This window comes from Streptomyces sp. NPDC023541 (assembly GCF_055559995.1).
Map to the genome: position 1 here is coordinate 455,380 of NZ_JBVHJO010000002.1, position 26,810 is coordinate 482,189.

25 protein-coding genes and 1 riboswitch are annotated in these 26,810 nt (G+C 72.6%); of the genes, 11 read left to right on the forward strand and 14 right to left on the reverse strand.

Going from position 1 to position 26,810, the window contains the following annotated elements:
• Positions 1–93: 93 nt before the first annotated feature.
• From ACZ3X1_RS06130 to ACZ3X1_RS06140, 3 genes are all read right to left on the reverse strand, one after another.
• The gene (locus tag ACZ3X1_RS06130) at positions 94–783 is read right to left on the reverse strand and encodes an SCO2322 family protein (RefSeq protein ID WP_467277095.1); all 690 of its coding nucleotides are present in this window, start codon (positions 781–783) and stop codon (positions 94–96) included.
• Positions 783–2,057, reverse strand: coding sequence for a prenyltransferase/squalene oxidase repeat-containing protein (locus ACZ3X1_RS06135; protein WP_467277097.1), 1,275 nt, complete (start codon positions 2,055–2,057; stop codon positions 783–785). Before ACZ3X1_RS06135 ends, ACZ3X1_RS06130 begins: the two co-directional genes overlap by 1 nt.
• A 156-nt stretch (positions 2,058–2,213) precedes the next feature.
• A riboswitch (cobalamin riboswitch) is annotated at positions 2,214–2,315 on the reverse strand.
• Positions 2,316–2,450: 135 nt separating this feature from the next.
• Positions 2,451–3,500, reverse strand: a complete 1,050-nt coding sequence (locus tag ACZ3X1_RS06140; protein ID WP_467277100.1) for an MBL fold metallo-hydrolase — start codon at positions 3,498–3,500, stop codon at positions 2,451–2,453.
• 183 nt (positions 3,501–3,683) lie between these two features.
• Here ACZ3X1_RS06140 and ACZ3X1_RS06145 point away from each other — a divergent pair, with 183 nt between their 5' ends.
• On the forward strand, positions 3,684–5,147 hold the full coding sequence (locus tag ACZ3X1_RS06145) for an aldehyde dehydrogenase (protein WP_467277102.1): 1,464 nt from the start codon (positions 3,684–3,686) through the stop codon (positions 5,145–5,147).
• Positions 5,147–5,380 (forward strand): ferredoxin, encoded by a 234-nt coding sequence (locus ACZ3X1_RS06150; RefSeq protein WP_467277104.1) that lies wholly within the window; start codon positions 5,147–5,149, stop codon positions 5,378–5,380. Before ACZ3X1_RS06145 ends, ACZ3X1_RS06150 begins: the two co-directional genes overlap by 1 nt.
• 53 nt (positions 5,381–5,433) lie before the next feature.
• Here the strand turns inward: ACZ3X1_RS06150 and ACZ3X1_RS06155 are convergent, their stop codons facing one another.
• The 4 genes from ACZ3X1_RS06155 to ACZ3X1_RS06170 form a co-directional block, all read right to left on the reverse strand.
• Complete coding sequence (locus tag ACZ3X1_RS06155; RefSeq protein WP_467277106.1) at positions 5,434–5,823, reverse strand: hypothetical protein; 390 nt, start codon at positions 5,821–5,823, stop codon at positions 5,434–5,436.
• 6 nt (positions 5,824–5,829) lie between these two features.
• Positions 5,830–6,201, reverse strand: coding sequence for a VOC family protein (locus ACZ3X1_RS06160; RefSeq protein WP_390074800.1), 372 nt, complete (start codon positions 6,199–6,201; stop codon positions 5,830–5,832).
• Between the two features lie 90 nt (positions 6,202–6,291).
• Positions 6,292–6,837: a hypothetical protein gene (locus ACZ3X1_RS06165; RefSeq protein WP_467277108.1), complete on the reverse strand. Its 546-nt coding sequence runs from the start codon at positions 6,835–6,837 to the stop codon at positions 6,292–6,294.
• A gap of 878 nt (positions 6,838–7,715) precedes the next feature.
• Positions 7,716–8,339, reverse strand: coding sequence for a TetR family transcriptional regulator (locus tag ACZ3X1_RS06170; RefSeq protein ID WP_356810290.1), 624 nt, complete (start codon positions 8,337–8,339; stop codon positions 7,716–7,718).
• 217 nt (positions 8,340–8,556) lie between these two features.
• Here ACZ3X1_RS06170 and ACZ3X1_RS06175 point away from each other — a divergent pair, with 217 nt between their 5' ends.
• The 3 genes from ACZ3X1_RS06175 to ACZ3X1_RS06185 all read left to right on the forward strand — a co-directional run bounded on the left by ACZ3X1_RS06175 (position 8,557) and on the right by ACZ3X1_RS06185 (position 11,748).
• Positions 8,557–9,870, forward strand: a complete 1,314-nt coding sequence (locus ACZ3X1_RS06175) for a glycosyltransferase family 4 protein (RefSeq protein ID WP_356810289.1) — start codon at positions 8,557–8,559, stop codon at positions 9,868–9,870.
• Positions 9,871–9,934: 64 nt separating this feature from the next.
• Positions 9,935–10,669 carry a class I SAM-dependent methyltransferase gene (locus ACZ3X1_RS06180; protein ID WP_356810288.1) on the forward strand — a complete coding sequence of 245 codons (735 nt, stop codon included), beginning with the start codon at positions 9,935–9,937 and terminating at the stop codon, positions 10,667–10,669.
• Positions 10,666–11,748 (forward strand): prenyltransferase/squalene oxidase repeat-containing protein, encoded by a 1,083-nt coding sequence (locus ACZ3X1_RS06185; protein WP_356810287.1) that lies wholly within the window; start codon positions 10,666–10,668, stop codon positions 11,746–11,748. The genes ACZ3X1_RS06180 and ACZ3X1_RS06185 overlap by 4 nt, the downstream gene beginning before the upstream one ends.
• Before the next feature lie 72 nt (positions 11,749–11,820).
• Here the strand turns inward: ACZ3X1_RS06185 and ACZ3X1_RS06190 are convergent, their stop codons facing one another.
• Positions 11,821–12,123, reverse strand: a complete 303-nt coding sequence (locus ACZ3X1_RS06190) for a hypothetical protein (protein WP_078658826.1) — start codon at positions 12,121–12,123, stop codon at positions 11,821–11,823.
• A gap of 112 nt (positions 12,124–12,235) precedes the next feature.
• Here ACZ3X1_RS06190 and ACZ3X1_RS06195 point away from each other — a divergent pair, with 112 nt between their 5' ends.
• The gene (locus ACZ3X1_RS06195) at positions 12,236–12,874 is read left to right on the forward strand and encodes a hypothetical protein (protein ID WP_467277112.1); all 639 of its coding nucleotides are present in this window, start codon (positions 12,236–12,238) and stop codon (positions 12,872–12,874) included.
• Between the two features lie 80 nt (positions 12,875–12,954).
• Positions 12,955–13,338 carry a hypothetical protein gene (locus tag ACZ3X1_RS06200; RefSeq protein WP_356810285.1) on the forward strand — a complete coding sequence of 128 codons (384 nt, stop codon included), beginning with the start codon at positions 12,955–12,957 and terminating at the stop codon, positions 13,336–13,338.
• 29 nt (positions 13,339–13,367) lie between these two features.
• Here ACZ3X1_RS06200 and ACZ3X1_RS06205 read toward each other — a convergent pair whose 3' ends face one another.
• From ACZ3X1_RS06205 to ACZ3X1_RS06230, 6 genes are all read right to left on the reverse strand, one after another.
• Positions 13,368–14,378 carry an LLM class F420-dependent oxidoreductase gene (locus ACZ3X1_RS06205; RefSeq protein WP_467277114.1) on the reverse strand — a complete coding sequence of 337 codons (1,011 nt, stop codon included), beginning with the start codon at positions 14,376–14,378 and terminating at the stop codon, positions 13,368–13,370.
• A 98-nt stretch (positions 14,379–14,476) separates the two neighbouring features.
• Positions 14,477–17,089 (reverse strand): peptidoglycan recognition protein family protein, encoded by a 2,613-nt coding sequence (locus ACZ3X1_RS06210; protein ID WP_467277116.1) that lies wholly within the window; start codon positions 17,087–17,089, stop codon positions 14,477–14,479.
• A 184-nt stretch (positions 17,090–17,273) separates the two neighbouring features.
• A complete protein-coding gene (locus ACZ3X1_RS06215) occupies positions 17,274–18,095 on the reverse strand; it encodes a DUF5336 domain-containing protein (protein ID WP_467277118.1) in 822 nt (273 codons plus the stop codon).
• A 155-nt stretch (positions 18,096–18,250) separates the two neighbouring features.
• Positions 18,251–19,246 carry an N-acetylmuramoyl-L-alanine amidase gene (locus tag ACZ3X1_RS06220; protein WP_467277120.1) on the reverse strand — a complete coding sequence of 332 codons (996 nt, stop codon included), beginning with the start codon at positions 19,244–19,246 and terminating at the stop codon, positions 18,251–18,253.
• 83 nt (positions 19,247–19,329) lie between these two features.
• A complete protein-coding gene (locus ACZ3X1_RS06225; RefSeq protein WP_356810280.1) occupies positions 19,330–19,971 on the reverse strand; it encodes a class I SAM-dependent methyltransferase in 642 nt (213 codons plus the stop codon).
• Positions 19,972–20,100: 129 nt separating this feature from the next.
• Positions 20,101–21,504, reverse strand: a complete 1,404-nt coding sequence (locus ACZ3X1_RS06230) for an SMI1/KNR4 family protein (protein WP_467277122.1) — start codon at positions 21,502–21,504, stop codon at positions 20,101–20,103.
• 130 nt (positions 21,505–21,634) lie between these two features.
• Between ACZ3X1_RS06230 and ACZ3X1_RS06235 the strand changes: the two genes are divergently transcribed.
• The 4 genes from ACZ3X1_RS06235 (at position 21,635) to ACZ3X1_RS06250 (ending at position 26,806) form a co-directional block, all read left to right on the forward strand.
• Positions 21,635–22,483 (forward strand): helix-turn-helix domain-containing protein, encoded by an 849-nt coding sequence (locus tag ACZ3X1_RS06235; protein WP_467277124.1) that lies wholly within the window; start codon positions 21,635–21,637, stop codon positions 22,481–22,483.
• The gene (locus tag ACZ3X1_RS06240; RefSeq protein ID WP_467277126.1) at positions 22,443–22,631 is read left to right on the forward strand and encodes a DUF397 domain-containing protein; all 189 of its coding nucleotides are present in this window, start codon (positions 22,443–22,445) and stop codon (positions 22,629–22,631) included. Before ACZ3X1_RS06235 ends, ACZ3X1_RS06240 begins: the two co-directional genes overlap by 41 nt.
• A 35-nt stretch (positions 22,632–22,666) precedes the next feature.
• Complete coding sequence (locus tag ACZ3X1_RS06245) at positions 22,667–24,343, forward strand: serine/threonine-protein kinase (RefSeq protein WP_467277128.1); 1,677 nt, start codon at positions 22,667–22,669, stop codon at positions 24,341–24,343.
• A 330-nt stretch (positions 24,344–24,673) separates the two neighbouring features.
• On the forward strand, positions 24,674–26,806 hold the full coding sequence (locus ACZ3X1_RS06250) for an acyl-CoA dehydrogenase (RefSeq protein WP_467277130.1): 2,133 nt from the start codon (positions 24,674–24,676) through the stop codon (positions 26,804–26,806).
• The last annotated feature ends 4 nt before the right edge of the window (positions 26,807–26,810 follow it).

A 26,810-nucleotide genomic window follows, 5' to 3' on the forward strand; every position in this document is an offset into this window, starting at 1 on the left:
GTGCGGCTCCGGTGGGTCCTCCGGCAGGTCCGCCGGCGGGTCCTGCGGTCGGTTTTCCGGCGGGTCCTGCGGTGGGGCCGGTCGCGGGGTGCGTCATCGGCCCCGGCGGCGGGACTGCCAGACGCCCGCGGCGGCCAGGACCGCCACCAGGGCGATGCCCGCCAGCAGTCCGGCGGACGGGCCGCCGCCACCGCCGCCCGGGGCGGACCCGGACGGTGCGGCGGACGGCTGCGCCGCACCGGTGTCGGCCATCTGCTCACCACAGCCGTGCTGCGGGTAGCCCGCGATCGCGCACAACAGCGCCGCGCTGTTGTAGCGCAGTGGCTTCGCGACCGCCGCCAGCGCCTCGGCCGTCGTGGCCTCCGGCGCCACCTGCGCGCATGCCGTGCGCGGGGCCTCCTGCGGTGCGACCTCGCCCGACGGGGCGTCCGCCTGCACACCGAAGTCGATGACGAGGGCCACCCGCTTGCGGCCCTCCACCGCAGCGGTGGCCCCGCACACGGCCTGGAAGTCGGCCGCGACCCGCGGCTTGGCCGCCTCGGCCGCCGCGTCCTTGCTCACCGCGAAGCGGAACCCCTGGACGGAGCCGTCCGCGGGGCGGGCCAGCGACGGCCCCTGCGTGGCGTACGACCACTGGCCGCCCGCCGCGCCGTCCCAGAATGACCAGTAGCGGTAGCCGGCCGCCAGGGCCGGAGCGGCGGCCAGCAGGGCCAGGACGGTGCCGAGGGCGAGGGCGAGGGCGAGGGCGAGGGCGAGGGTCGCGGCGGGCAGGCGGCGGCGCATCAGAGCCGGTTCTTCTTCCGGCGGCCGCTCAGCAGGATGCCGATGCCCACGCCGGCCGCGGCGCCCGCACCGATGATCCACCACAGGTTCTGGCCGCCGGAGGGCTCGGCCTTCTCGCTCTCCACCTCGGTCGCACCGGTGTCCGCGCCCTGCGGGGCCGGGCCCGTCGCGTTCAGCGCGGCCACGAGGTCGGTGCCGCCGAAGGACTTCGGGTCGGTGCCCGTGGCGTGCGCGGCCAGGATCAGAGTGCCCAGACCCGCCGGGGAGTCCTTGGACCACTCGGCGGAGTTCGACTTCAGCCACTCCAGCGCGCCCGCCGCCGACTGCTTGTGCCCGGCCGCGGCCAGGGCGATCACCGCGTCGACGGTGTTGCCGGTGTCCGCCGTCGGCTGGTCCGCACCCGGGGTCACGGCCGTCAGGTGGCCGTCCTTCTTGAGGGCCTCGGCCAGGTAGCCCGCCGCGCCCTGGGCGGCGGCCGCGACGCCGGCCGCCGGGTCGGCGCCGGCCGCTGCCGGGCAGGTCAGCGGGGTCGCGGGGGTGTCCGTACCGGACGGGACGACGGCCGTGCCCGTGCCGAGACCGGCCAGCGTCGCCGCTGCCGTGGCATCGGCGTTCGCGAGCAGCTTGCCGTCGACCGGCTGGAACGCGAAGGCGCCCCGGTCGGCGGCCGGCTCGGCGTCGCAGCCCAGCTGGAAGGAGAGCAGCGCCTCGTACGGGGACTTGCCCGCCTTCGACTTCGTCTCGGCCGGCTTCTCGCCGGCCGCGGTCAGGGCGCTGATCACGATGGCGGTCGAGTTGGCGTCGGTGCCGCTGTCCATGGCGCCGCCGGGGTTGGAGCTCCAGCCGCCGTCCTCGTTCTGGACGGACTTCAGCCAGCCGACGGCCTTCTTCACCGTGTCGTCGTGGCCGCCGAGCGCGGTCAGCGCCTGAACGGCCGCGGCCGTCGCGTTGGAGTCGATGTACGCCGTCGCGTCGCAGTCCTTGGTGGTGTCCGCGCGGAAGGCGGCGAAGGAACCGTTCGCGCACTGCTGGCCGACCAGCCAGTCCACGGCCTGCGCGGCGGGCTTCACGCCGACGGTGTCCTGGGCGAGCAGGGCGAAGGACTGCCGCCACACGCCGTCGAAGCCGGGGTCCTTCTTGCCGTAGAGCCCGGAGGGGATGACCGGGGGTGCGGAGGGGGAGGGCGGAGCGGTGTCGGCGAGGGCTGCGGGGGCGGCACCCACGCAGAGCACGGCGGAGGCGGCGAGCGCGGCGGCGCTGCGGCGGACGGTCATGGGGAGGGTGCCTCTCCTGCTGGGGAGACCGGGGCAGGCACGCACAGGCACCGGGCTCCGGCTCCGTTTTCCTCGACGGTGCCGGCCGCCGGGAGAACCGGCGGCACGAGCCGCGCACTCCGGTACGGGGCATTCCGGCTTCCCGCCCGGATGGTGCCGGGGGCGGGTCACGGTTGCGGGTCAGCGCCGGAATCGCACCGGCTTCCCCCCGTACGGGGTGTGGACGACCGCCTCACTCTACCGGCCCGTAGCCCCCGGGCCCGGGGGGTGTCGGCCGGATCACGGCCGGGCCCGGTGCCCGGCCGTGCCGCGCCGGCGGCCCCGGCCCCGGGGGCCTCTCCTCCGGTCATGCCGGGCCCGGCGTGACATGCCGGCGGACCGGCAGGATCCCGCTCAGACCGCGCGGTACGTCACCGGGTCGGTTCCCGGGACCGCCTCGGCGCGGCCCTGCTTCACCAGCCGCCGCAGATGCGCCTCCGCTTCCGAGACGGCGATGTTGCGGGAGCCGTACGGGATCTGCTCCCAGGGCCGGTTCCACTCCATCCGCTCCGCGAGCCCCCACGGGGTCAGCGGCTCGGCCAGCAGCGCCCACAGCCCCGACAGGCGTTCGTCGTGGTGGTCCAGCAGTTCCCGGACGCGGGCGGGCGCGTCGGTGAAGGCGTGCTGGTGGGCCGGCAGCACCTCGGCGGGCGCCAGGCGGCCGATGCGTTCGAGGGAGTCGAGGTAGTCGCCGAGGGGGTCGGTGACGCGGGGGTCCTCGGGCGCCTCGTAGAGGCCGATGTGCGGGGAGATCCCGGGCAGCAGGTGGTCGCCGGAGAAGAGGCGGCCGTTGCCGGGGAGGTTCGCCGGATGCTCTTCCTCCAGGTGCAGGCAGACGTGTCCGGGGGTGTGGCCGGGGGTCCAGATCGCCCGCAGCCGGCGTCCGGCGAGGGGGAGCAGCTCGGCTGGGACTATCTCCCGGTCGGGGACGGCGGCGCGCAGTCCGGGCAGGGTCCGTGCGCGGCCGCTCGCGCGGGCGGCGCGCAGCGGGGCGATGTGCTCCTCGGGGGCTCCGGCGGCGGCGAGTTTCGTGCTCATGTAGTCGAACCACACCCCGGGCTCGGAGGATCGGGTGCGTACGACGACCTCGGTGTCGGCGGCGTGCATGGCGATCCAGGCGCCGGACGCCTCGCGGACCTGGCCGGACAGCCCGTGGTGGTCGGGGTGGTGGTGGGTGATGACGACGCCGTGGACGTCGGCGATCGCGATGCCGAGTGCGGCGAGGCCGGCGACGAGGGTGTCCCAGGACTCGGGGTCGTCCCAGCCGGTGTCGACGAGGACCGGGCCGCGGTCGGTGTCGAGGACGTGGACGAGGGTGTGTCCGAGAGGGTTGTCGGGGATGGGCACCTTGATCCCCCACACGCCTCCGCCGTGATCGGTGACCTGTGACGTGTCCTGCGGCATGAGCCCTCCGCCTGTCGACCGCCGTCCTCCGACGAGAACGCGTTCCAGTAGTAGCCCAAGTCGACCATCTCCACGGGATTCTGGCCAGTCGTTGGATCTTTTCGCTCTTCCGTCCTGGCCGTGGACTCCTGGAACTAGAACTGGTATCAGTTCGGGAACGCCAAGCCGCAGGAGGCCTCAGCCATGACGGAGCTCGTGGAACACGGAAAACTGTTCATCGGCGGTGAGTGGACGGATCCGCTGGGCACCGACAGGATCCGGATCGTCTCCCCCCACACCGAGCAGGTCATCGGCTCCGTCCCGCACGCGTCGAAGGCGGACGTCGACCGCGCCGTCGCCGTCGCCCGCCAAGCCTTCGACGAAGGGCCCTGGCCGCGGATGACGCTGGAGGAGCGCATCGCGGTCGTCTCCCGCATCAAGGACGCCATCGCCGTCCGCCACGAGGAGATCGCCCGCTCGATCAGCTCCCAGAACGGCTCCCCCTACTCCTGGAGCGTCCTGGCCCAGGCCCTCGGCCCGATGATGGTCTACGACGCCGCGATCACCGTCGCCCGCGACTACCCCTACGAGGAGCACCGCCAGGGCGTGCTCGGCCCGATCCTGGTGCGCCGCGAGCCCGTGGGCGTCGTCGCCGCCGTCATCCCGTGGAACGTCCCGCAGTTCGTCGCGGCCGCCAAGCTGGCGCCGGCGCTGCTCTCCGGCTCCACGGTGGTCCTCAAGCCCTCCCCGGAGGCGCCGCTGGACTCCTACATCCTCGCCGACATCGCGCGCGAGGCCGGGGTGCCCGAAGGCGTGCTGTCGATCCTCCCCGCCGACCGCGAGGTCAGCGAGTACCTCGTCGGCCACCCCGGCGTAGACAAGGTCGCCTTCACCGGCTCGGTCGCCGCCGGCAAGCGCGTGATGGAGGTCGCCGCCCGCAACCTCACCCGGGTCACCCTCGAACTCGGAGGCAAGTCCGCCGCCGTCGTCCTCCCCGACGCCGACGTCGAGACCGCGGTTGCCGGGATCGTGCCCGCCGCCTGGATGAACAACGGCCAGGCGTGCGTGGCCCAGACCCGCATCCTCGCCCCCCGCAGCCGCTACGAGGAGGTCGCCGAGGCCCTCGCGGCCGCGGCCGGCGCCCTCGTCGTCGGAGACCCGCTCGACCCGGCGACGCAGCTCGGCCCGCTCGTCGCCCGGCGGCAGCAGGAGCGCTCCCTGGACTACATCCGCATCGGCCAGGAGGAGGGCGCGAAGGTCCTGGCGGGCGGCGGCCGCCCGGCGGGACTCGACCAGGGCTGGTACGTGGAGCCCACGCTCTTCGGCGACGTCGACAACACCATGCGGATCGCCCGCGAGGAGATCTTCGGCCCGGTCGTCTGCCTGATCCCGTACGGGGACGAGGCGGAGGCCGTACGGGTCGCCAACGACTCCGACTTCGGCCTCAGCGGCAGCGTCTGGACCGGCGACGTCGAGCACGGCATCGACTTCGCCCGGCGGATCCGCACCGGCACCTTCAACGTGAACACCTTCAGCCTGGACATGCTGGGACCGTTCGGCGGCTACAAGAACAGCGGGCTGGGGCGGGAGTTCGGCCCGGAGGGCCTGAGCGAGTACCTGGAGCACAAGATGATCCACCTGCCCGCGGGCTACGAGGCCGGTGCCTGATGGGCGACCGCTGGCAGGTCGAGGTCGACCGGGGAGTGTGCATCGGCTCGGGCATGTGCGTGAACCACGCCCCGGACGGCTTCGTCCTGGACTCGGCCCGCCAGTCCCACCCGCGCCGCCCGCAGTCGGACGCGAGCGAACCGGTGCTCACGGCGGCGGAGGGCTGCCCGGTCGAAGCCATCATGATCACCCTGGCCGGCACCGGCGAACCGGTCTTCCCGCCGGAGGAGTAGCGTGGCCGTGGGGCGGGGGCGGGGGCGGGGCCCACGCCCCACGGCCGGGGCCGTCAGAGCCCGTACGGGTACACCTCAAGCCGGGGCGGCACGAAGGAGATGCGCCGGCCGATTCTCAACCCGGCGCCACGGCAGGTGACTTCGACCAGCACCACGTCCGAACCGACCCTGAGTACCACCGCGGGGTCCCCGTGCCCGCCGACGCTCAGCACCTCACCGGTGACGACCACGCCGGCCGGACCGAGCTGCAGGTCGTACGCGGCCGTCGGCGGCGCGGGACCCCACTCGGTGAGGGGGCCGGGGACCGTGAGCTCCACGAAGGCGTCGGTGCCGGGTGCGGGAAGCCGGTCGCCCATCCAGTGGGCGACCGCGCTTCCGTGCCCGTCAGTGCAGCGGAAAGCGACCCGCCCGTCCTCGAAGACCCGGTTCACGAAGACGCGCACGCGGGGTCACTTCCGCTCCGCGGCGCTCCGCTCGACGCAGAACTCGTTGCCCTCGGGGTCGGCGAGCGTCACCCACCCGGTCCCGTCCGGCCTGCGGTGGTCGCCGACGACGGTGGCGCCCAGGGCGACGATGCGCTCCACCTCCTCGTCGCGCGTGCGGTCCTGCGGCTGGAGGTCCACGTGCACACGGTTCTTGGCGCTCTTGGCGTCGGGAACCGTCACGAAGAGCAGCGTCGATCCGGGAGCCGTGACCAGCGCCTCGGGGTCCCCGGGGAAGTCGTCGTCGGCGAGAGAACCGTCCAGGACGGCGGCCCAGAACCGCCCGAGGCCGTAGGCGTCGGAGCAGTCAACTGTTATGTGTCGTACGAGAGAAGCCATGGGCGGGACTATCGAACAGCCCGCCGACCCCTGTCCACCGAGATAGCCGCTCGGCGCGCGAAGCCCCACCCTCTCCCGGCGGACCAGGGGTCAGAGACGCCGGACGGGCGCGGCGGCTTCTGCCGACCCGTCGGCTCGGCCGTGCCGGGCGCGCCGGCTCCACACCGTGTGTCCGACGAGAGCCACGGCGGCGACGCATGCCCCGACGCGAGTCACGTTCCAGCTCAGAGCGAATACCGCCCCCTCCGAGTCGGCCTCCACCCTCAACCGCTGAGTCGCCTCGAAGAAGGCGGTGAGAGGAACAACCAGACGGAACAGAAGGCCACCGACTCCGGGCGTTCGCGCTACGTTCCCCATGAGTCCCACGGGCGCGCCGAACACGAAGGCTGCTGTTCCCCACAGAAGAATCTTCCCCTGGCCGGAGGTGTCAGGCTCCATTCCGGCCGGAACGGAGGTGGCTGCTTCCATTCCCGCAGGAATGGTGGGATTCATATCCTTGAAAACGTAGTACGTGACCACGCCGATGGCCAACCCCAAAGAGGCCAGCAATGCCGACTCGATCTTGGATCGACGGGAATAGCCCACCATCAATGCGTAGCAGGCCCACGGCCAGCCGCTGGAAAAAACAATACTCACGGCGACGCAAAATGGATTGTCCCATTTCCCGGCAACGGGGCCCGCGAGGCCAAGTAGAAGGCCTGCTCCGAGAGACGCGGCGACAGGCGCGACGCGAGCACGGGTCAAGGGTGTGATTGTTCTTCCCCCGTTCGATGGGTGAGCCCGACGTGGAGGTGGCGTCACTCCGGGCTGCACGGGCAGCCGGACAGCCCCGGAGTGACTCACCAACCTATCGCACACTCCGAAGAGTTGCTGCTTGGTGCGGCGATCGGAACCTCTGCCCGGGCGTGACGCGTACCGCCCGTGAGCTTCACCGTGGCGAGCGCCTTCGTCTGCTGGTAGTAATTCAAGTAGCATTACTTGTCGATTACCCCGGGACTGACCCCTTTCGAGTGCCAGCCGTAACGCAGGTGCCACCGTTGGACGGGCTGAGGCGTTCCTGCGACTGCCGGCCTATGCCCAGCCACAGGGGCCCGCGCGCGCCGTCTGACAGGAGCGCGTAGCGATTGACGGCGGCTTATGGCCAGCCACACGGGCTCGCTGACGCCGTTGTCGAGGAGCGCGTAGCGATTAGTGGCGCCCTGGGCTCTGCCCGCGCATCGCTGGCCGCCCCGTCTCCTGCTCGATCCCCCGGCCCGTTCCTTTGGGGGTTTGCCGGCAGTCTTTCGTATTTCCGGGGGGACGGTCGGTCAAGGGTGGAGCGCAGCGACATCACGTAGTGACGCGACGAAGGGGCGCCCTTGGGGGACGACACGGAGAGACGATGGGACTGACGGGAAACCCCCAGGACATCTCTGATCCCGACCGACGCGGACACCGACCCCCACAACCGCCGCCGCGCCTTCCACCCCCGTCCGGCCGGAGCCTCCGCCCCCGCCCCGCCGACAGCGGTCGGTTCAGGACTTTTCCGGGGACGTCAGGTCGATCAGGCGGCAGACCGTTTCGATGTCGATCTTGACCTGGGCGATCGAGGCGCGGCCCGACAGCCAGGTGATCAGCGCCGAGTGCCAGGTGTGCTCGATGACCCGGACCGCCGAGAGCTGCTGCGCCGTCGGCGGGTGCTCAAGGCCCATGGCGTCCAGGATGATCGCCGTGGTCAGGCGGGACACGGTGTCGACCTCGGGGCTCACGCTGCGGTCCGCGAAGGTCAGTGCCCGCACCATCGCGTCGGCCAGCTGCGGCTCCCGCTGGAGCGCGCGGAAGGCGCGCATCAGGGTCTCCGCGACCCGGGCCGCCGGTTCGTCACCGGCCGGCGGGCGCTTGCGCAGCGTGGTGTGCATGTGCTGGAGCTGGTCCTGCATGGTGGCGACCAGCAGGTGCACCTTGGACGGGAAGTAGCGGTAGAGCGTGCCCAGCGCCACGCCGGCCGCCTCCGCGACCTCGCGCATCTGGACGGCGTCGAAGCCGCCCCGGCTGGCCAGCTGGGCACTCGCGTGCAGGATCCGGCGGCGGCGTGCCTCCTGGCGCTCCGTCAGGGGAGGCGACGCCGGTGTGGTGACGGCCTTCACTTCCGCTGTCATGTGTCCCGTTCCGTGTCGTTGCGCGGGCTGTCTCCGGGGTGATCCGCAGCCAGCATGGCAGGCGCCGCAGTCGTGGCGTGAATCACCTGCTCCACCTCTTACGGTGTGGTTTCCGGCCGGTAGATTCAATGCTCTCGGACGGATCAAGTCTGAAACTTGTTCTACATTATCCGAGCGGTTACGCTCCGGCGAAAGTGCAGCGAGAAGGGGGCCGAGAGTGACCGCTGAGGCCGTGGTGACGAGCCCTTTCGCGGGTTCCGCCGACGACGGCGAGCGTCCGCTGCGCATCGCCCTCCTCACCTATAAGGGGAACCCGTTCTGCGGCGGTCAGGGCGTCTACGTCCGGCACCTCTCGCGCGAGCTGGTCCGCCTGGGGCACTCCGTCGAGGTCATCGGCGCACAGCCCTACCCGGTGCTCGACACGGGCGCCACGCTCACCGAGCTCCCGAGCCTCGACCTGTACCGCAGCCCCGACCCCTTCCGTACGCCGGGACGCGACGAGTACCGGGATTGGATCGACGCCCTGGAGGTCGCGACGATGTGGACCGGCGGCTTCCCCGAGCCGCTGACCTTCTCGCTGCGCGCCCGCCGCCATCTGCGCGAGCGGGCGGGACAGTTCGATGTCGTCCACGACAACCAGACCCTCGGCTACGGCCTGCTCGGCGACCTCGGCGCGCCGCTGGTGACGACGATCCACCACCCCATCACCGTCGACCGCAAGCTCGACCTCGACGCCGCGCAGGGCCGCGTCAAGCGAGCCTCCGTACGCCGCTGGTACGCCTTCACCCGCATGCAGGGCCGCGTGGCCCGCAGGCTGCCGTCCGTCCTCACCGTCTCGGGATCCTCCAAGCAGGAGATCGCAGACCACCTCGGCGTCCAGGACGAGCGCATCCACGTCGTGCACATCGGCGCCGACACCGACCTGTGGTCGCCCGACCCGTCGGTGGCCGAGGTCCCCGGCCGCATCGTGACCACCTCCAGCGCCGACGTCCCGCTCAAGGGCCTGGTGTTCCTCGTCGAGGCGCTCGCGAAGCTGCGCACCGAGCAGCCCGACGCCCACCTCGTCGTGGTCGGCAAGCGCGCCGAGCAGGGCCCCGTCGCCCGCGCCATCGAGACGTACGGGCTCCAGGACGCCGTCCGCTTCGTCAAGGGCATCACCGACGCCGAGCTCGTCGACCTGGTGCGCAGCGCGCAGGTCGCGTGCGTGCCGTCGCTGTACGAAGGCTTCTCGCTCCCGGCGGCCGAGGCCATGGCCACCGCCACCCCGCTGGTCGCCACCACCGGTGGTGCGATTCCCGAGGTCACCGGTACCGACGGTGAGACATGCCTCGCCGTGCCGCCCGGCGACGCCGGCGCGCTGGCCGCCGCGCTGGGCCGGATGCTCGGCGACCCGCAGCTGCGGGCCCGTGTCGGCGCCGCCGGACGCGAACGGGTCCTGACCCGTTTCACCTGGGCCGCAGCGGCCAAGGGCACCGCCGCGCACTACCGCGCCGCCATCGAGCAGGCCGCCCGCGCCCGCCGCGCGCGGTGACCTTCCGCCCCATCCACACCGTCCCCACCCCCGTACACCCCCGCGACCGCGAAGGCAGGACCCCGTGCTGACCGTCGATTTCTCCCGGTTCCCGCTCGCCGCAGGCGACCGCGTACTCGACCTTGGCTGCGGCGCAGGCCGGCACGCCTTCGAGTGCTACCGGAGAGGCGCCCAGGTGGTCGCCGTCGACCGCAACGGCGAGGAGATCCGCGAGGTCGCCAAGTGGTTCGCCGCGATGAAGGAGGCCGGTGAGGCCCCGGTCGGCGCCACCGCCACCGCGATGGAGGGCGACGCGCTGGCGCTGCCCTTCCCCGACGAGTCCTTCGACGTCGTCATCATCTCCGAGGTGATGGAGCACATCCCCGACGACAAGGGCGTGCTCGCGGAGATGGTCCGCGTCCTCAGGCCCGGCGGTCGGATCGCCGTGACCGTGCCGCGCTACGGCCCGGAGAAGATCTGCTGGGCGCTGTCCGACGCCTACCACGAGGTCGAGGGCGGCCACATCCGCATCTACAAGGCGGACGAGCTGCTGGGCAAGATGCGGGCGGCGGGCCTCAAGCCGTACGGCACGCACCACGCGCACGGGCTGCACTCGCCGTACTGGTGGCTCAAGTGCGCCTTCGGCGTGGACAACGACAAGGCGCTGCCGGTGAAGGCGTACCACAAGCTCCTGGTCTGGGACATCATGAAGAAGCCGCTGGCGACGCGCCTGGCGGAGCAGGCCCTCAACCCGCTCATCGGCAAGAGCTTCGTGGCGTACGCGACCAAGCCCCACCTCCCCGTCGGCGCGACCCAGTGAGCTCGCCCGGGCGTACCGAACACCTCGTCCTGGACGGCGTACTGACAGCGGAGCAGGCCGCCGAGACGGTCGCGGGCATCCTGGCGGTGCAGCGCGACGACGGTGCCATCCCGTGGTTCCGCGGTCACCACCTCGACCCGTGGGACCACACCGAGGCGGCGATGGCGCTGGACGCGGCCGGCGAGCACGAGGCCGCCGAGCGGGCGTACGCCTGGCTGGCCCGGCACCAGAACGAGGACGGTTCCTGGTACGCGGCCTACGCCGACCGGCCCGACGGTGTGGACACCGCCGAGCCGCAGGACGCGAGCCGCGAGAGCAACTTCACCGCCTACATAGCCGTCGGCGTGTGGCACCACTACCTGTCGACCGGTGACGACACCTTCCTCGACCGGATGTGGCCGTCCGTGTACGCGGCCGTGGAGTGCGTGCTGTCGCTCCAGCAGCCCGGTGGGGAGATCGGCTGGAAGCGTGAGGCGGACGGCACGGCCGTCACCGACGCGCTGCTGACGGGCTCGTCCTCCATCCACCAGGCGCTGCGCTGCGCGCTGGCCGTCGCCGAGCACCGGGAGGAGCCGCAGCCGGACTGGGAGCTCGCCGCGGGCGCGCTGCGGCATGCGATCCGCCGTCACCCGGAGCGGTTCCTGAACAAGGACCACTACTCGATGGACTGGTACTACCCGGTCCTCGGGGGCGCGCTGACGGGCGCGGAGGCGACGGCGCGGATCGAGGCGCGCTGGGACGAGTTCGTGGTCCCGGACCTGGGGGTCCGCTGCGTGCTGCCGAACCCGTGGGTGACGGGCGGCGAGTCCTGCGAGCTGGCGCTCGCGCTGTGGGCGACGGGGGAGTCGGACCGGGCGCTGGAGGTCCTGCGGTCGATCGGGCACCTGCGCGCGGACAACGGCATGTACTGGACGGGGTACGTCTTCCAGGACAGGGCGGTGTGGCCGGTGGAGCAGACGACGTGGACCGCGGGGTCGCTGCTGCTGGCCGTCGCGGCGCTGGGCGGGGACGAGGCCACCACGGAGGTGTTCGGCGGGGGCTCGCTCCCGGCCGGGCTGGAGCCGGACTGCTGCGGCTGAGCCGCGCCCGGACGCGAACGAACGGGGCCCCTCCCGCCGGACGGCGGGGGAGGGCCCCTTTCGTCGCGCGCGTCAGCGGCGGTAGAGCCAGCCGGCGATCGCGTGGCCGACCAGGACGTACACCACGGCGGCCAGGCCGTAGCCGATGACGACCTGGACCCATTCGCGGCTGAAGGTGAACAGGTCGTAGGACCAGCCGGCCAGCCAGCTCGCGGTGTCGTGGATGAAGTTGACGAGCTCGTTGCCCTGGTTGGCGTCCAGGAAATAGAGCAGGATCCACAGGACGATCACGAAGGCAAGCACGTCCGCCACCAGAGCGACGGCCCGGCCTGCCTGACTGCTTCCTCGGGTGCGTACTCGCGTGTGTGAGGTCATGCTGCGCGTGTTGCCGCCCGGGCGCGTCGCAAACCCGAACGGGTCTGCCGGGTGGCGGGCCCGCGGGGGCGGGGTGAGGCTGCGGGGGACGCCTGAGTCCCCGGAGGAAACCGTGTCCGTACCCACGACCGTCCGATTCCGTCGCGCCCTCACGGCGGTGGTCCTGTCGACCGCGCTGCTGGCCGGTGTTACCGCCTGTGGCAGTGGCGGCGGTGGTAGCCAACGGGAGGAGCTGTCCGCCGCCTCGATGGGGGAGCTGGCCGCGCTCGCCGCGGCGGAGCCGGCGGCGGCGGAGGCCGACGAGCTGGCCGCCGCCACGCCTTCGCCGAGCACGTCCGCCGAGAAGCAGAAGTTCGCCAAGACGCGTTTCGTCGCCAACGCGGGTCTCGCGGCGGGCGCGACGTACCAGTGGATCGTCAAGCCGTACCAGGCGGGCAAGTTCAAGAAGGGCGCGAAGGGCCGCACCTTCGCGCTCATCAAGGCGGGCCTGGCGGGCGCGTTCGCGTACAACCGGCTCAAGGCGGCCGCCGACAACGCCAAGGGCGACCCGCTGCTGTCGAAGGCGATGGCGCCGCTGACGGCGGGCATCGAGTCGCTGAAGGGGCTCGGCAGCAAGCTGCGCAAGGGCCAGGCGGGTGACGCCGACATCTCGTCCTTCGACGACGTCATCGGCAGTGTGAAGGAGGCCGGCAAGAGCGCGGGCGCCACGGTGACCGACAAGGTCCCCAGCACCTCCCAGCTCGGCGGCTAGCCCCGCCTCTCGGTCGACGGCTCCATGGTCGGGGCGGGCGTCACGGCCCGCTCGACCGTGGTGCTGTTTCAATGGGGCGTGTGATCGAGTACGTGTTGCTTGCCGGTGGGGTGGTCGGGATCGGGTGGCTGGTGCGGCGCAAGCATCTGGCGCGCGTCGGGGCCGGGCCCGTGCCGGGGATTCCCGGGATGGCGCGGATGCCGGCCGGGCAGGGGCGGTGGCGGCCGGGGCGGGTGTACGCCGACGGGGGCGCGGCCCGGTGGGTTCCGGAGCGCGGGGAGGCCGTGGCGCTGCCCGGCGGGCGGGCCACCGGAGTGCGGGTGCCGTCGATGAAGGAGGGCATCTCCATCAATCCCGCTTCGCGGATCGTGACCTGCTCCTACGACGGCGGGGGGAGCATCGAGATCGCCGTGATGCCGCTGGACGTGCGGGAGTTGCTGGAGGCCGTGCCGCAGGCGGACTGACTCGCCCGGCGTGGCGCCGCCCGCCGCCCTCAGCTGTTGAGTTCCGCCAGGACGCGCAGGGTGTGCGGGTCGGGGGCCGTGACGAGGAGGTCGGTGACCGGGCCCTTGCGCCAGAGGTCGAGGCGTTCCGCGATCCGCTCCCGCGGGCCCACCAGCGAGATCTCGTCGGCGAAGGCGTCCGGGACGGCGAGTACCGCCTCCTCCTTGCGTCCCGCGAGGAAGAGCTGCTGGATACGGCGGGCCTCGTCCTCGTAGCCCATCCGGGCCATCAGGTCGGCGTGGAAGTTGCGGGCCGCGTGGCCCATGCCGCCGATGTAGAAGCCGAGCATTGCCTTGACGGGGAGGAGTCCCTCGGCGACGTCGTCGCAGACCTTGGCCCGGGCCATCGGCGCGATCATGAAGCCGTCGGGGAGGTCCGTGAGCGAGGCCCGGTAGACGTCGGTGCGGGTCGGCGACCAGTACAGGGGCAGCCAGCCGTCTGCGATCCGCGTGGTCTGGGCGATGTTCTTCGGGCCTTCCGCACCGAGGAGGAGCGGCAGGTCCGCGCGGAGCGGGTGGGTGATGGGCTTGAGGGGCTTGCCGATCCCGGCCGCGTCCTCGCCCCGGTACGGGTGGCTGTGGAAGCGGCCGTCCAGTGCGACCGGGCCCTCGCGGCGCAGGACCTGGCGGATGACGTCGACGTACTCGCGGGTGGCGGTCAGCGGGCTCGCGGGGAACGGGCGCCCGTACCAGCCCTCGACCACCTGCGGGCCGGACAGGCCCAGGCCGAGCATCATCCGGCCGCCGGAGAGGTGGTCCAGGGTCAGGGCGTGCATGGCGGTCGCGGTGGGGGTGCGGGCTGCCATCTGCGCGATGGCGGTGCCCAGGCGGATTCGCGAGGTGTGCGCGGCGATCCAGGTGAGTGGGGTGAAGGCGTCGGAACCCCAGGCCTCGGCGGTCCACACCGAGTCGTAGCCGAGGTTCTCTGCCTCGGTGGCGAGGTCGAGGTGGGCCGGGGAGGGGTCGCGGCCCCAGTATCCGAGTGCGAGTCCGAGGCGCATGAGCGGGTCCCTCCAGCCGGAAGTGACGATGCGTCAGGTGACTGTAGGGCAACGGCCCCCCGCCGGGAAGGGCGGGGGGCCGCGGCTCTCGGGCCCGGCTACTTGCTGAAGTAGCCGGTGATGTCGGCGATGAGGTCGACGCTGCCGGCGTTGTTGTAGAAGCTGACCTTGCCGTCCACCACGGGGACGATGACCAGGTTGGGGATGGTCTGGCCGGCGGTGAAGTTGAGGTTCGAGGCGCTGGTGCGGGTCGTGCCGCTCGGGTAGACCGACACGTGGCTGGACGTGGTCGGGTTGGTCGCCGTCACGTTCAGGATCACCGCGGTGACACCGGTGGCCGGCACGCCCTCGACGCCCGCGACGGTCAGGGTGACGACACCGCCCTGGCCGACCGGCGCCTTGGCGACGCCGAGTCCTGCGCGGGTGTCCATCAGGCGCTTCGGGCCGAGGCTGGAGTGCTTGGCGCCCACGCCCGACGCGGTGAAGTAGCCGGTGATGTCGGCGATGAGGTCGACGCTGCCGGCGTTGTTGTAGAAGCTGACCTTCCCGTTCACCACGGGGACGATGACCAGGTTGGGGATGGTCTGGCCGGCGGTGAAGTTGAGGTTCGAGGCGCTGGTGCGGGTCGTGCCGCTCGGGTAGACCGACACGTGGCTGGACGTGGTCGGGTTGGTCGCCGTCACATTGAGCACCACCGCGGTGAGGCTGTCCGGCGCGGGGAGCCCGTCGACGGCCGAGAGGTCGAGGTCCAGGACCCCGCCCGCGCCGACGGGTGCGGTCGACACGCCGCCCGTGCCGTCGCGCGTGTCCAGGACCCGCTTCGGGCCGAGGTTCATGTGGGTGCCGCCCTCGCCGCTCGCGAGGAAGTAGCCGGTGATGTCCGCGATCAGGTCGACACTGCCCGCGCTGTTGTAGAACTGGACGATCCCGTCCTGGACGGGCACGACGACCAGGTTCGGGATGGTCTGCCCGGGGGCGAAGTTGAGGTTCGACGCGCTCGTGCGGACCGTGCCGTTCGGGTAGACCGACACGTGGCCGGCCTCCGTCGGGCCGGTCGCCGTCACGTTCAGCACCACGGAGGTCACCCCGTAGGCCGGGACGCCCTGGACGCCCGCGACCTTCAGGGCCACCGTGCCGCCCGGGCCGACCTTGGCCTGCGGCACGCCCAGGCCCTCGCGCGTGTCCATCAGGCGCTTGGGCTGGACCGGGACGTACTTGACGTCCGAGACATCCGCTTCGACGGTGACCGGGAGGCTCGTGGACACCTTGCCGTTCGTCGCGGTCGCCCGGATCTGGATCCGGTGGCTGCCCAGGCTCAGCAAGGTGGCGGCGCTCGTGGCGCCACCCGCGACCGTCGCGACCGGAGCACCGTCCACCAGCAGCTCGAAGGAGCTCACCAGCTGGGCGGCCGTGCTGGTGGAGAAGCCGACCACGAGCTGCCCCGGGGTCTTCGCCGTTCCGCCCGGCGCGACGGGCTTCTCGTTCACCGAAACGATCTTCAGCTGGGCCGCGGGCCCCGACTTCCGGATCGTGTCCAGCTGCGGGTACAGCTGGTGGCCCGGGCACTCGGTGTTGAAGCCGTCCCGGTGGCCGGAGACCGTCCGGAACTGGTACGGCTGACCGGCGGTGAAGCTGGTGCCGGCGTAGTTCTTCTGGGTGGCACCCGCCGTCAGCGTCGTCGTGCCGTTCATGTCGGCGTCGTACTGGCCCAGCTTGTACGCCGCCATCCTGGAGATGCCTTCGAGCGCCTCGGGCGACGCCCCGGCGTTCGTGTAGTCGCCGAGGACCGCGACGCTCGTCGACTCCGAGTTGAAGCCGTAGGTGTGGGCGCCCATCACGGGCTGGTCCATGCCGCCCTGACGGCCCTCGAAGAGGGTGCCGCACTTGTCGACGAGGAAGTTGTAGCCGAGGTCGCGCCAGCCGTTGGTCTTCACGTGGTAGACGTGCAGACCGCGGACGATGGCCGCGGAGTCGGTGCACTCGTACGGGGCGGTCGCCGCCGTGTGGTGCACGAACAGGGCCTTGATCCTGCCACCCGCGAGGTAGATCGGGCCCTCGTTGTTCAGGGACTCGTCGGCACCCCACTGGGCGCGCGAGACGACGTCCGGTCGCGGAGCCGTGGACTCCGGGCCGGGCGCCACCGCGGCGGCCGCCGCCCGTGCGCCCGAGGCCGGCGCGCCCGAGGCCGACTCGGACTTCGCCGCCCCGTCACGGCGGCCGGCCGTACCCGGGTCCACCAGGTCCAGCTCCAGGCCGGCGGGCAGCGCGGCCGAGCCGCCGCTCACCCGTACCTCGGCCCCGTCCGCGGCACCGACCCACACGGGCTCCGTGGCACCGCGCGCTCCCGGACGGTCGCCGTCGAGACCGGCCTTGAGGGGCTCCAGCGCGACCCACTGCGTCCACGCGCCCGTAGCGGCGTTCCGGCTGCGGGCCTCGATCTTCCCCGGCGCATCGGCGGCGGCGTCCTTCCAGGACACGCCCATGAGGCCGAACCGCGCGGTGCCGTGCGCGGAGACGGCCGCCTCCGTGGCGCTCTTCGGCTCCAGCGCGATCCTGCGGACGGTGCCCTCGACCGGGCCGCCCGTCCCGGCGGAAGCGCCGGACGCGCTGCTGCCCGCCCGCTCCGGACCGGGTCCGGCGGCCACGGCCACCCCCGGCAGGCACAGCGTCGCGACGACGCCGAGCGCGGCGGCGAGAGCCGTTCCGCGCATGCGACTTGCTATCACGTAGTTCCCCACCCGTTTTTCAACTCATCGAATATGAGTACTGGTTGGGGCTGATGCTACTGACCCGGACCGACAGAACCGAACGAGTTCGAACGCACGACGCCCCACCGGCGGACCGGTGGGGCGTCGTGGGTGGAACGCAAGGGTGAAGCGGGAGGGCGTACGCGGATCAGCCGCGCTGGATCCCCGAGGTGTCGCTCAGGATGCCGCGACGGCCGTCCTGGGTCTGCGCGACGAGCGCGGCCCCGCCGCGCTGCTCGACCGCCAGGTACCAGGTGCCCGGGGCGAGTTCGGCGATCTGCGTGGGCGAGCCGTCCTCCGCGAAGAGAGGACGGGCCACCGGAACCGCGAACCAGAACGGGCTGAAGTCCGCCGCCGGGGCGGGCGTCGCGGCCGCCTGGTGGCCGGCGCCGGAGTCCTGCGGACCGGGCGCCGGAGTCGGCGTACCGCCGTACGGCGGGACCGGCTGCGGGGTGGAACCGTAGGGCTGCTGCCCGCCCGGGTAGCCGTACCCGGCACCCGGCTGCGGCTGGCCGCCGTACGGCTGCGGGGCGGCGGGCCGTGCCTCCGGCACCAGGGACCCGGCGAGCGCCGGAACCTTCGCGCCGAAGACGGCCACACCGGCCAGGGCCAGGGTGGCGAGGAAGGCGATGACGGCGCCCGCGCCCAGGTCGAGCGTGCTCGGGCAGGTGATCAGCGACCACAGCGCGGACCAGGCGGCCGAGACGGCGAGCACGGTGCCCCACGCCGACATCGGGATGCCCATGACCTTGCGGCTCTCCGGCTGGAAGCGGCCGGCGACGAGCAGACCCGCGGCGATGAACCCGAGCAGGAAGACGCTGGGGAGCACCAGGCGGTAGGCGTCGGTGTCCCAGGCGCTCGGCAGGTCGCCACCCGTGGTGGAGTAGAAATCGAAGAACGAGGCGATGAACAGCAGCGCCGCTGCTCCGATCACCACGCCGTCGCCTCGAGTGAGGGAGCGGATGTTCACGTCTTAGGTGTCCTTCTCGGTCTCGGTCGTCTCGTGGTGCCGCGGTCGCAGCGCAGATCGTGCCTGCAGCAGGGCGGGCGGCACCATGGTACGGAGGTTCCCCGCGGCCGAGAGGATCGGGGCGGCGGGCGTCCCGGCGGGACGCCCGAGAGGGACTACCCGCCGAGGAAGCCGACGATGCCGTCAGCGATGCCCTGGGCCGCCTTCTGCCGCCACTCCGGACTCGTCAGCTGCGCCGCGTCCTTGGCGTCACGCATGTTGCCGCATTCGATGAACACCTTGGGCCGAGTTGACAGGTTCAGTCCGCCCAGATCGTCGCGGACCACCAAACCGGTGCCGGCTCCCAGGTAGTTGGCGGGCGCCGAGCCGGTGGTGCGGGCGAAGTTGCCGGCGATGCGTTCGCCCAGCTCGCGCGAAGGTTCGACGATCTTCGCGGTGTCGGCGGCGCCGCCCTTGACCTTCGCCGGGAGGATGACGTGGAAGCCGCGGCTGCCGGCCGAGACCCCGTCGGCGTGGACGGACACGACCGCGTCGGCCTTCGCGTCGTTGCCGATGCGGGCGCGTTCGGTGATGCAGGGACCCCAGGCGCGGTCGCCCGTCTCGTGGGTGAGGACCACCTTCGCGCCCTGGGCCTCCAGGGCGGCCCGCAGGCGCTTCGACACGTCCATCGTGAACTCGGCCTCCATGTAGCCGGAGTTCGTGGTGGTCCCGGTGGTGTCGCACTCCTTGCGGTTGGTGCCGATGTCGACCTGCTGGTCGATCTCGGCGGTGTGCTTGAAGTTCCCGGTGTTGTGCCCGGGGTCGACGACCACGGTCCTGCCGGCCAGCGGGCCCTTGGCGGGCGCCGGTACGGGGGCCGCCGCGGGCGTGCCCGCCCCCGTACCCGGGCTGCCGCTCGGTGTGGAGCCCGGCTTCGCGTCCCGCTGGCCCGGCGAGACGGTCGAGTGCGAGGCCGGCTGCGGGGCCGAGCGGGGCCGGCTCTCGTCCGGCCCGGCGCCGGACAGCGCCTGGGTCAGGACCCAGCCGGCGAGGCAGGCCGGGGCGAGCGCGGCGAGCCCGACCACGAGCGTGGAGCGTCGGGTGAACCAGTGCCGGTCCGGATTCGCCGAGGAGCCGGACTCGGGGGGCGGGGGGCTGTCGTCGTAGCGCACGTCCGCGATGCTAGACCGCCGCCCGGCCGCCCGACCGGTACTGAGCCATCCGGGGGCGTGGTGCGCTTATATGAACGGCAGTGTCAGATGCCCGGGCCGGTGCGGCGCAGCACGCGCAGGGAGTCGGTGACGGAGATCTCCTCGAAGGCGCCGGAGGCGAGGGCGCGCAGGTAGATCCGGTACGGGGCCTGGCCGCCGTCGGCCGGGTCCGGGAACACGTCGTGGATGACGAGCGTGCCGCCCTCCGCGACGTGCGGGGCCCAGCCCTCGTAGTCGCCGGTGGCGTGCTCGTCGGTGTGGCCGCCGTCGATGAAGACGAAGCCGAGCTTGCCGCCCCAGGTGGCGGCGACCTGCGGGGAACGGCCGACGATCGCGATCACGTGCTCTTCCAGCCCGGCCCTGTGCAGGGTGCGACGGAAGGTGGGGAGGGTGTCCATCAGCCCGATCTCCGGGTCCACGACCGTCGGGTCGTGGTACTCCCAGCCCGGCTGCTGCTCCTCGCTGCCCCGGTGGTGGTCCACGGTGATCGCGGCCACGCCGGCCTCGCGCGCCGCGTCGGCCAGCAGGATCGTCGAGCGCCCGCAGTACGTGCCGACCTCCAGCAGCGGCAGCCCGAGCGCCCCGGCCGCGGCGGCCGCCCCGTACAGGGCGAGGCCCTCCCGTACGGGCATGAACCCCTTGGCCGTCTCGAAGGCGGCGAGGGTCTCCGGCTTGGGGCTGGCCATGTCGTTCCTCCTGCTGAGCTGCGTGTGGCGGCCCATGCTGCCCTACCCGCCGGTAGGACGCCATGGGCGGGGTCCCGGCAGGTGCGCGGCGCTCGGGCGACGCCCGGGAACGTCGCCCGCCCTCGCCGGCTACGCCAGTGGTCCGAGGTCGCCTTCGAGGACCGTCTGGATGATCTGGGGCCGGCCCCAGAGGCGCAGGATCTCGTTCGCGATGGCCACGATCGGCAAGGGGTCGTGATCGCCGTGCGCCCTGATGGCCGCGGCTGAGAGGCCGCGCGGTACGGCTCCGGCGTCCAGCAGCACGAGCCATTCCTGCGGACCGAGTTCGAGGTATTCCAGCCCGGTGAGCTTCGCGATCTCCAGCGGGTCGGCCAGGGTGCCGGGGTACGCGGTCAGGGTGCGCAGGCGGGGCAGGCCGACGACGGGGGCGAGGCTGAGCGGTGCGTCGTCCCACACGCCGATGGACAGGACCTCCAGGCCGGGATGCACGGCGGCCTCGACGCTCCTCAGGCTCGCGACATTGACCCGGGCGACGGCAGGCGGCGGCTGCTCGCCGGATCCCCCACGCTCCGCGCCGAGCCGGCCCAGCACGAGATCGGTGAGGGAGTCGGCGACCAATTCGGCGCCGACGTTCTCCTCGTGGGACAGCATGATGATCTGGCCCCTGTGACCGCGCGGGCCGGGTGTCAGATCGACGGCCAGCCGGTCCCCGCCGCCGTTGTCACCGAAGGCGATCCAGCCGGGTGAGCCGGCGAGGCCCTGCACCATGGCGTCGGGCGAGGTGGCGACCGCCTCCGTCGCCGCGAACTCCCAACGGCAGTGCCGTGACGCCGCATCCGCGATGTACAGGCCGTCGAGATCGAACAGCTCGCAGCCGACAGCCGCGCACTCGCTCATCGCCGCCTCGTAGTCGTCACCCAGGTCCTCCCACCGCGCCCTTGTCACCCGGTAGAGGACCTTGAGCTCGTCGGGCAGGGCGACGCCCAGGCGCGCCTCGGCCGCGGCGATCTCCTCCTCCGTCGCGCCGATGGCGTGCGGCAGGCGTTCACGCAGCGTCCGCTCCAGCAGCTCCAGGTCCGCCGAAGGAGCCGGCGCCGCCCCGGGGGCCGGTTCGGGGAGCCGGCGCCAGGGCTCGGGGAGAGCGCCGTCGACCAGGATGAGCGCCCCCGGGTGCGGGGTGCCGATGCCGGGTTCCACGGCGGGGCTGGGACCCAGCAGGCGCAGCTCGGTCTTCCCGCTCGGTGCTATGTCCGCGGTGAACGAGAGGTCGTCGACCCCGGCGTCCGCGAGTGCGCTCCGCACCCGCTCCACCGCGTCGAACTCCTCCTGCATGTCCTCCACCTGTGCGGCCCTGCCAGGGGACGGCATCCGGCGGGTGAGAGCCAGACTCCAGCCATGCCTGCCTATGCGCCCCGCGACGCGGACAGCCCTGGCAGCGGGCCCCCGCGCCTGTTCGGCCCGTAGGAGTCGCAGCACCGGTGCCCAGGTCGCGAAGTCGTTCATCGACGCGTCGGAGAACATCTGATCAGCCATGGCCAGACCGTAAGCGGGGCCGCTGACATCGACGTCGTGCGGGGGGTTCCACGCGAACCGGGTCACCAAGAGGTGTGCACATGGCTACGCTCGGCCACGGAACCGGCAACTGGCTTGGGGGTGACCGTCCATGGTCGGCGTGCGCGATCTCGATCCCAGCGCCTCACCGCTGGACTACTACGGCTCCGAACTGCGCCGCCTCAGAGAGGACGCGGGGCTCAACCAGGCGCAGCTCGGCAGCATCGTCTTCTGCACGGGCTCGCTGATCGGCCAGGTCGAGACCACGCGCAGGGTCCCGACGCGGGACTTCTCGGAACGGGTGGACGCGGCGCTGGGCACGGGCGGGGTGTTCTCGCGGCTGGTCGGGCTCGTGCTGCGGCATCAGCTGCCGACGTGGTTCCAGGCGTACGCGGAGATGGAGGCGCGGGCGACTTACATCTCCTCGTTTCAGCCGCAGTTGGTGCACGGCCTGCTGCAGACAGAGGCTTACGCTCGCGCGGTCCTGGGCGTATGGATTGAAGATGGTCTCGACGCCAAGGTGGCTGCTCGGTTGGAGCGCCAGCGCATCCTCGACCGCCAGAACCCGCCACTGATGTGGGTGGTGATGAGTGAGGCCGTACTGCACCAGGAGATCGGTGGCCGCGAGGTCATGCAAGACCAACTCGCCCACCTGGCAGCGATGCGGAGGCGGGAGTGGGTACACGTGCAGATCCTGCCGTACGAGGCGGGCGCTCACGCGGGATTGCCGGGTGAGTTCAACCTCCTGCGCTTCGAGGACAACCCGGACCTCGTCTATACCGAAGACTTTGTGCAGGGCCACATGACGGCCAATCCGCAAGCCTTCAAGGAGGGTTCGCTCCGATACGATCATTTGCAGGCTGCTGCGCTCTCCTTGGAGGACTCGGCGGCGCTGATCGCCCGAGTAATGGAGGAGCGTTATGGAGACCATCCAGAACCTGACGGGCACGCGGTGGCGTAAGTCCTCGTACAGCGCGGAAGGCAACTGCGTTGAGGTGGCCGTTCAGCCCCGCCTCGTCGCCGTCCGGGACTCCAAGGACCCCGAGGGGCCCGTCTTCACCGTCCGCCCCGCCGCTTTCGCCGCGTTCGTGAAGGCCGTCTCTGTATGATCCGCTCCCGACTCGGGGAGTAGGGGGCGGGGGACATGGAGCAGGTGGGGCCGGGCGGCCCGACGCGTGTGGGGCCGTTCGAGGTCGTCGGCGTGCTCGGGCAGGGCGGGATGGGACGGGTGCTGCTGGCGGCCGGTCCGGACGGGCGGCTCGTCGCCGTCAAGCAGGTCCTCGCCCACTTCGCCGACGACAAGGGCTTCCGGGCCCGTTTCCGTCGGGAGATCACCGCCTCGCGCAAGGTCTCGGCCGCCTACACGGCGGCCGTGATCGACGCCGACCCGGACGCGCCGATGCCCTGGCTCGCCTCGGTCTTCATCGCCGGACCCTCCCTCGGCGCCGTGGTCAAGGCGGTCGGGGTGCTGCCCGAGGACGTCGTACGCCGCCTCGCCGCGGGCCTGACGTCCGCCCTGGCCGAGATCCACCGGGCCGGGCTCGTCCACCGGGACCTCAAGCCCGACAACGTGCTCCTCGCCGAGGACGGCGTCCGCGTCATCGACCTCGGCATCGCACGGGCCACCGAAGGCGACTCCGACGGCGAGACCGGGCTGACGCGTACGGGCTGGGTCGTCGGATCACCCGCGTACATGTCGCCCGAGCAGGCCGAGGGCAAGCCGCTCACGCCCGCCAGTGACGTCTTCTCCCTCGGGTCCGTGCTGGTCCTGGCACTGACGGGCCGCAGCCCCTTCGCCGGGACCTCCACGCTCAAGACGCTGTACGACGTGGCGCACGGCGAACCGGACCTCAGCGCGGTACCGGCGGGGCTGCGCGACCTCGTCGCCCGCTGCCTGGCCAAGGACCCGGAGGCCAGGCCGTCCCCGGCGGAGCTGCACGAGTTGATCGGCCCGGTGGCCGCGGCGGGACGCCAGTGGCCCTCCGCCGTGTACGGGATGCTCACCGCCCAACGGGCTCGGATCGACGAGCTGCTGGCCGGCCCTCCGGCGGCCGGCGACCCGGAGCCGGGACCGGCCCCTGAACCCAAGGGCGCTCCGGAAGCCGTGCCCGCTCCGGAGCCGGGGCCCGTCCGGTCTCCCGCGCCCGAGTCCGTGCCGGTCCTCCGGTCGGAGGCCGATCCGGTCACGGTGCCGACGCAGGACACGCCGGCGCTCGTCCCGAAGGTGCCGCCGCTGCCGCCCGTGCCCCCGGAGACCCGCCGCGCCGGTCCGCTGCGCACCCGGCGACGCCGGATCGCGGCGCTGGTGGCCAGCGGAGTCCTCCTGGTGGCCGGTACCGGCGGTGCGCTCTACGTACGGGACCGCATGAACGCCCCCGTCGTCTACACGGCTGTCGCCAGTTGTGAGGTGGCGCGCGAGAAACTGCCGCTGGAGTTGCGGCCGTCGACCCTGGACACCTGGTCCGGGACGGTCGACGGTGTGCAGACGAGCTGCAACGGGGGCGGCGGTACCGCCGCGTCGCCGACGGCAACGGTCCGGTGGAACGTGAGTCTCGGCGGCGACGCGGACGCCAACGCGGTCACGCGCAGGCGCCATTTTCAGTCGGAGGCGGCCGGTCAGCGCACGGCGTCCCGTCTCGGGTTCGGCACCGAGGGCTATTGGGAGGCCTCCAGTGCCGACTGGACCTGCGTCCTTGCCGTGCGTGAGGGCAATCTCTCCGTCCGCGTGGGTCTGCGGGCGGCGCCGTACTCCAAGGGTGCCTGCGAGACGAAGGCGAAGGACGTCGCCCGCGCCGCGCTGAAGGCCGCCCCGCGCCGCTGACCCGCGCCGCCCCGCCCGCCCGTCACCCCCAGCGGGCAGCGGTGAGCACGGCGGAGGCGATCTCCCGAGGTCGCGTCGACGGTGAAGTCGTCGACGCCGGCGCCCGGCCGAGGATGCCCGCCCACTCGCCGGAGCGGTCCGGATGCCACTGCGGCGACGCGGCGTCGTGTCCCTCGCGCCTGCCCAGCCGTCGGTGGAGCACCGCCGGTTCGGCGCGGAGCCGGCACACCGACGCTTCGGCCGTGATCGTACGGCGCGGTTCGGGCGGGCCGAGAAGAACACCAGCATCTGACCTTCCGTCAGATTGGAACGTGTTCTAGTCTGCCGCGCATGGGCATCGGAATCACACAGGAGCAGCGGGAGTTGGCCGAGGCCGTGCGCGGCTGGGTGGCGCGGGTCTCGCCTCCCGAAGAGGTGCGCAAGCTGCTCGACTCCCCGCCGCGGACCGGGGTGCGGCCCGGCTACTGGGACGCGCTGACCGCGTCGGGGCTCCTGGAGCCGCATCTGGAGGGCGGGACCCTGCTCGATCTGGCCGTCGTCGTCGAGGAGGCGGCCCGGGGGGCGCTGCCCGGCGCGTACCTGCCGAGCGCGCTGGCCTCCGTACTGCTGGACCGGGCCAGCGCCGAGCCGCTCTCCGGCCGGGTCGGGGCGGTCGCGCTGGGCCCGGGGACCCTGACCGCCGTGGCCACCGAGGGCGGCGGGCACCTGATCGACGGGCTCGCGCCGCCCGTGCTCGGCGCCGGGGAGGCCGACCTCGTGCTGCTCGCCGCGGAGGCCGCGCACGGCACCCGCTGGTTCGCCGTGGACGCCGCCGCGCTGGACATCCGTACGCACGAGAGCGCCGACCCGACCCGTCCCACCGCCGAAGTGCGGGCGCGCGGCACGGTCGTCCCCGCCGGGCGGCTGCTGGAGCTCGACGCGGCCCTCGTCCGCGACCTCGCCTGCACGCTGTTCGCCGCCGACGCCTGCGGCACCGCCGCCTGGGCCCTGCACACGGCCGCCGAGTACGCCAAGGTGCGCGAGCAGTTCGGCCGGCCCATCGGGCAGTTCCAGGGCGTCAAGCACCTGTGCGCCGACATGCTCGTACGCCTGGAACAGGCCCGCGCGCTGGCCTGGGACGCAGCTCAAGCCATGGACGAGCCCGCCGGCGTGCGCTCGCTCGTGGCGGCCCTCGCCGCCGGGACCGCACTGGACGCCGCGTACTCCTGCGCCAAGGACTGCATCCAGATCCTCGGCGGGATCGGCTTCACCTGGGAGCACGACGCCCACATCCACCTGCGGCGGGCGATCGTCGCCCGCCAGCTGCTCGGTCCCGGCGACGGGCACCGCGTACGGGCCGTGCGGTGCGCGGCGGGCGGGGCGCGGCGCGAGCTGCGCCTGGAGTTGCCGGCGAAGGCCGAGGAGTACCGCGCGAAGGCCCGGGCCGCCATCGAGGACGCGCGCGGACTCGACCCGGCCGCCGCCCGGCGGATCCTGGCCCCCACCGGCTACGCCGCCCCCCACCTCCCGCCGCCCTACGGACTCGGCGCCGGGCCCGTCGAGCAGCTCGTCGTCCAGCAGGAGCTCGCGGCCGCCGGGGTCAAGGTCTCCGACCTCGGCATCGCCACCTGGATCGTGCCCTCCCTGCTGGCCTACGGGACGCGGGCACAGCGCGACGCCTACGCACTGCCGACCCTGCGCGGGGAGATCACCTGGTGCCAGCTCTTCTCCGAGCCGGGCGCCGGCTCCGACCTGGCCTCGCTGCGGACCCGGGCGGAGCGGCGGGAGGACGGCACCTGGCTGGTCAACGGGCAGAAGGTGTGGACGAGTTCCGCGCACAGCGCCGACTTCGGGATCCTGCTGGCCCGCACCGATCCGGACGCGCCCAAGCACAAGGGGCTCGGCTACTTCGTCGTCGACATGAAGAACACCCCCGGCATCGACGTCCGGCCGCTGAAGGAGATCACCGGCGAGGCCCTCTTCAACGAGGTGTACCTCGACGACGTCGAGCTCCCGGCGGACGCACTGGTGGGCGCGGCCGACGGCGGCTGGAAGGTGGCCCGCAACACCCTCGGCAACGAACGGGTGCACATGGCGGACCGGATGACCTTCGACACCGGACTGGAGGCGCTCCTCGCCCGCGCCGCCGACCTCGACGGCGCCCACCGGGCCCGGATCGGCGCGCTGGCCGCCGAGGCGCACGCCCTCGCCTGCATCGGGCTGCGCACCACGCTCCAGCAGGTGTCGGGGCTGGAGCCGGGCGCGGGGGCTTCCGTACGCAAACTCGTCCAGACCCCGCACCAGCAGCGGACCGCCGAGCTCGCGCTCGAACTGCTGGGGCCGGCGGGCGCGGCGCGGGAGGGGGCGGGGGAGCGGGCGGTGCACGGGATGCTCATGTCCCGCTGCCTGACCATCGCCGGGGGCACCACGCAGGTCCAGCTCAACGTCGTCGCCGAGCGGATTCTCGGCCTTCCCAGGGACTAGGAGT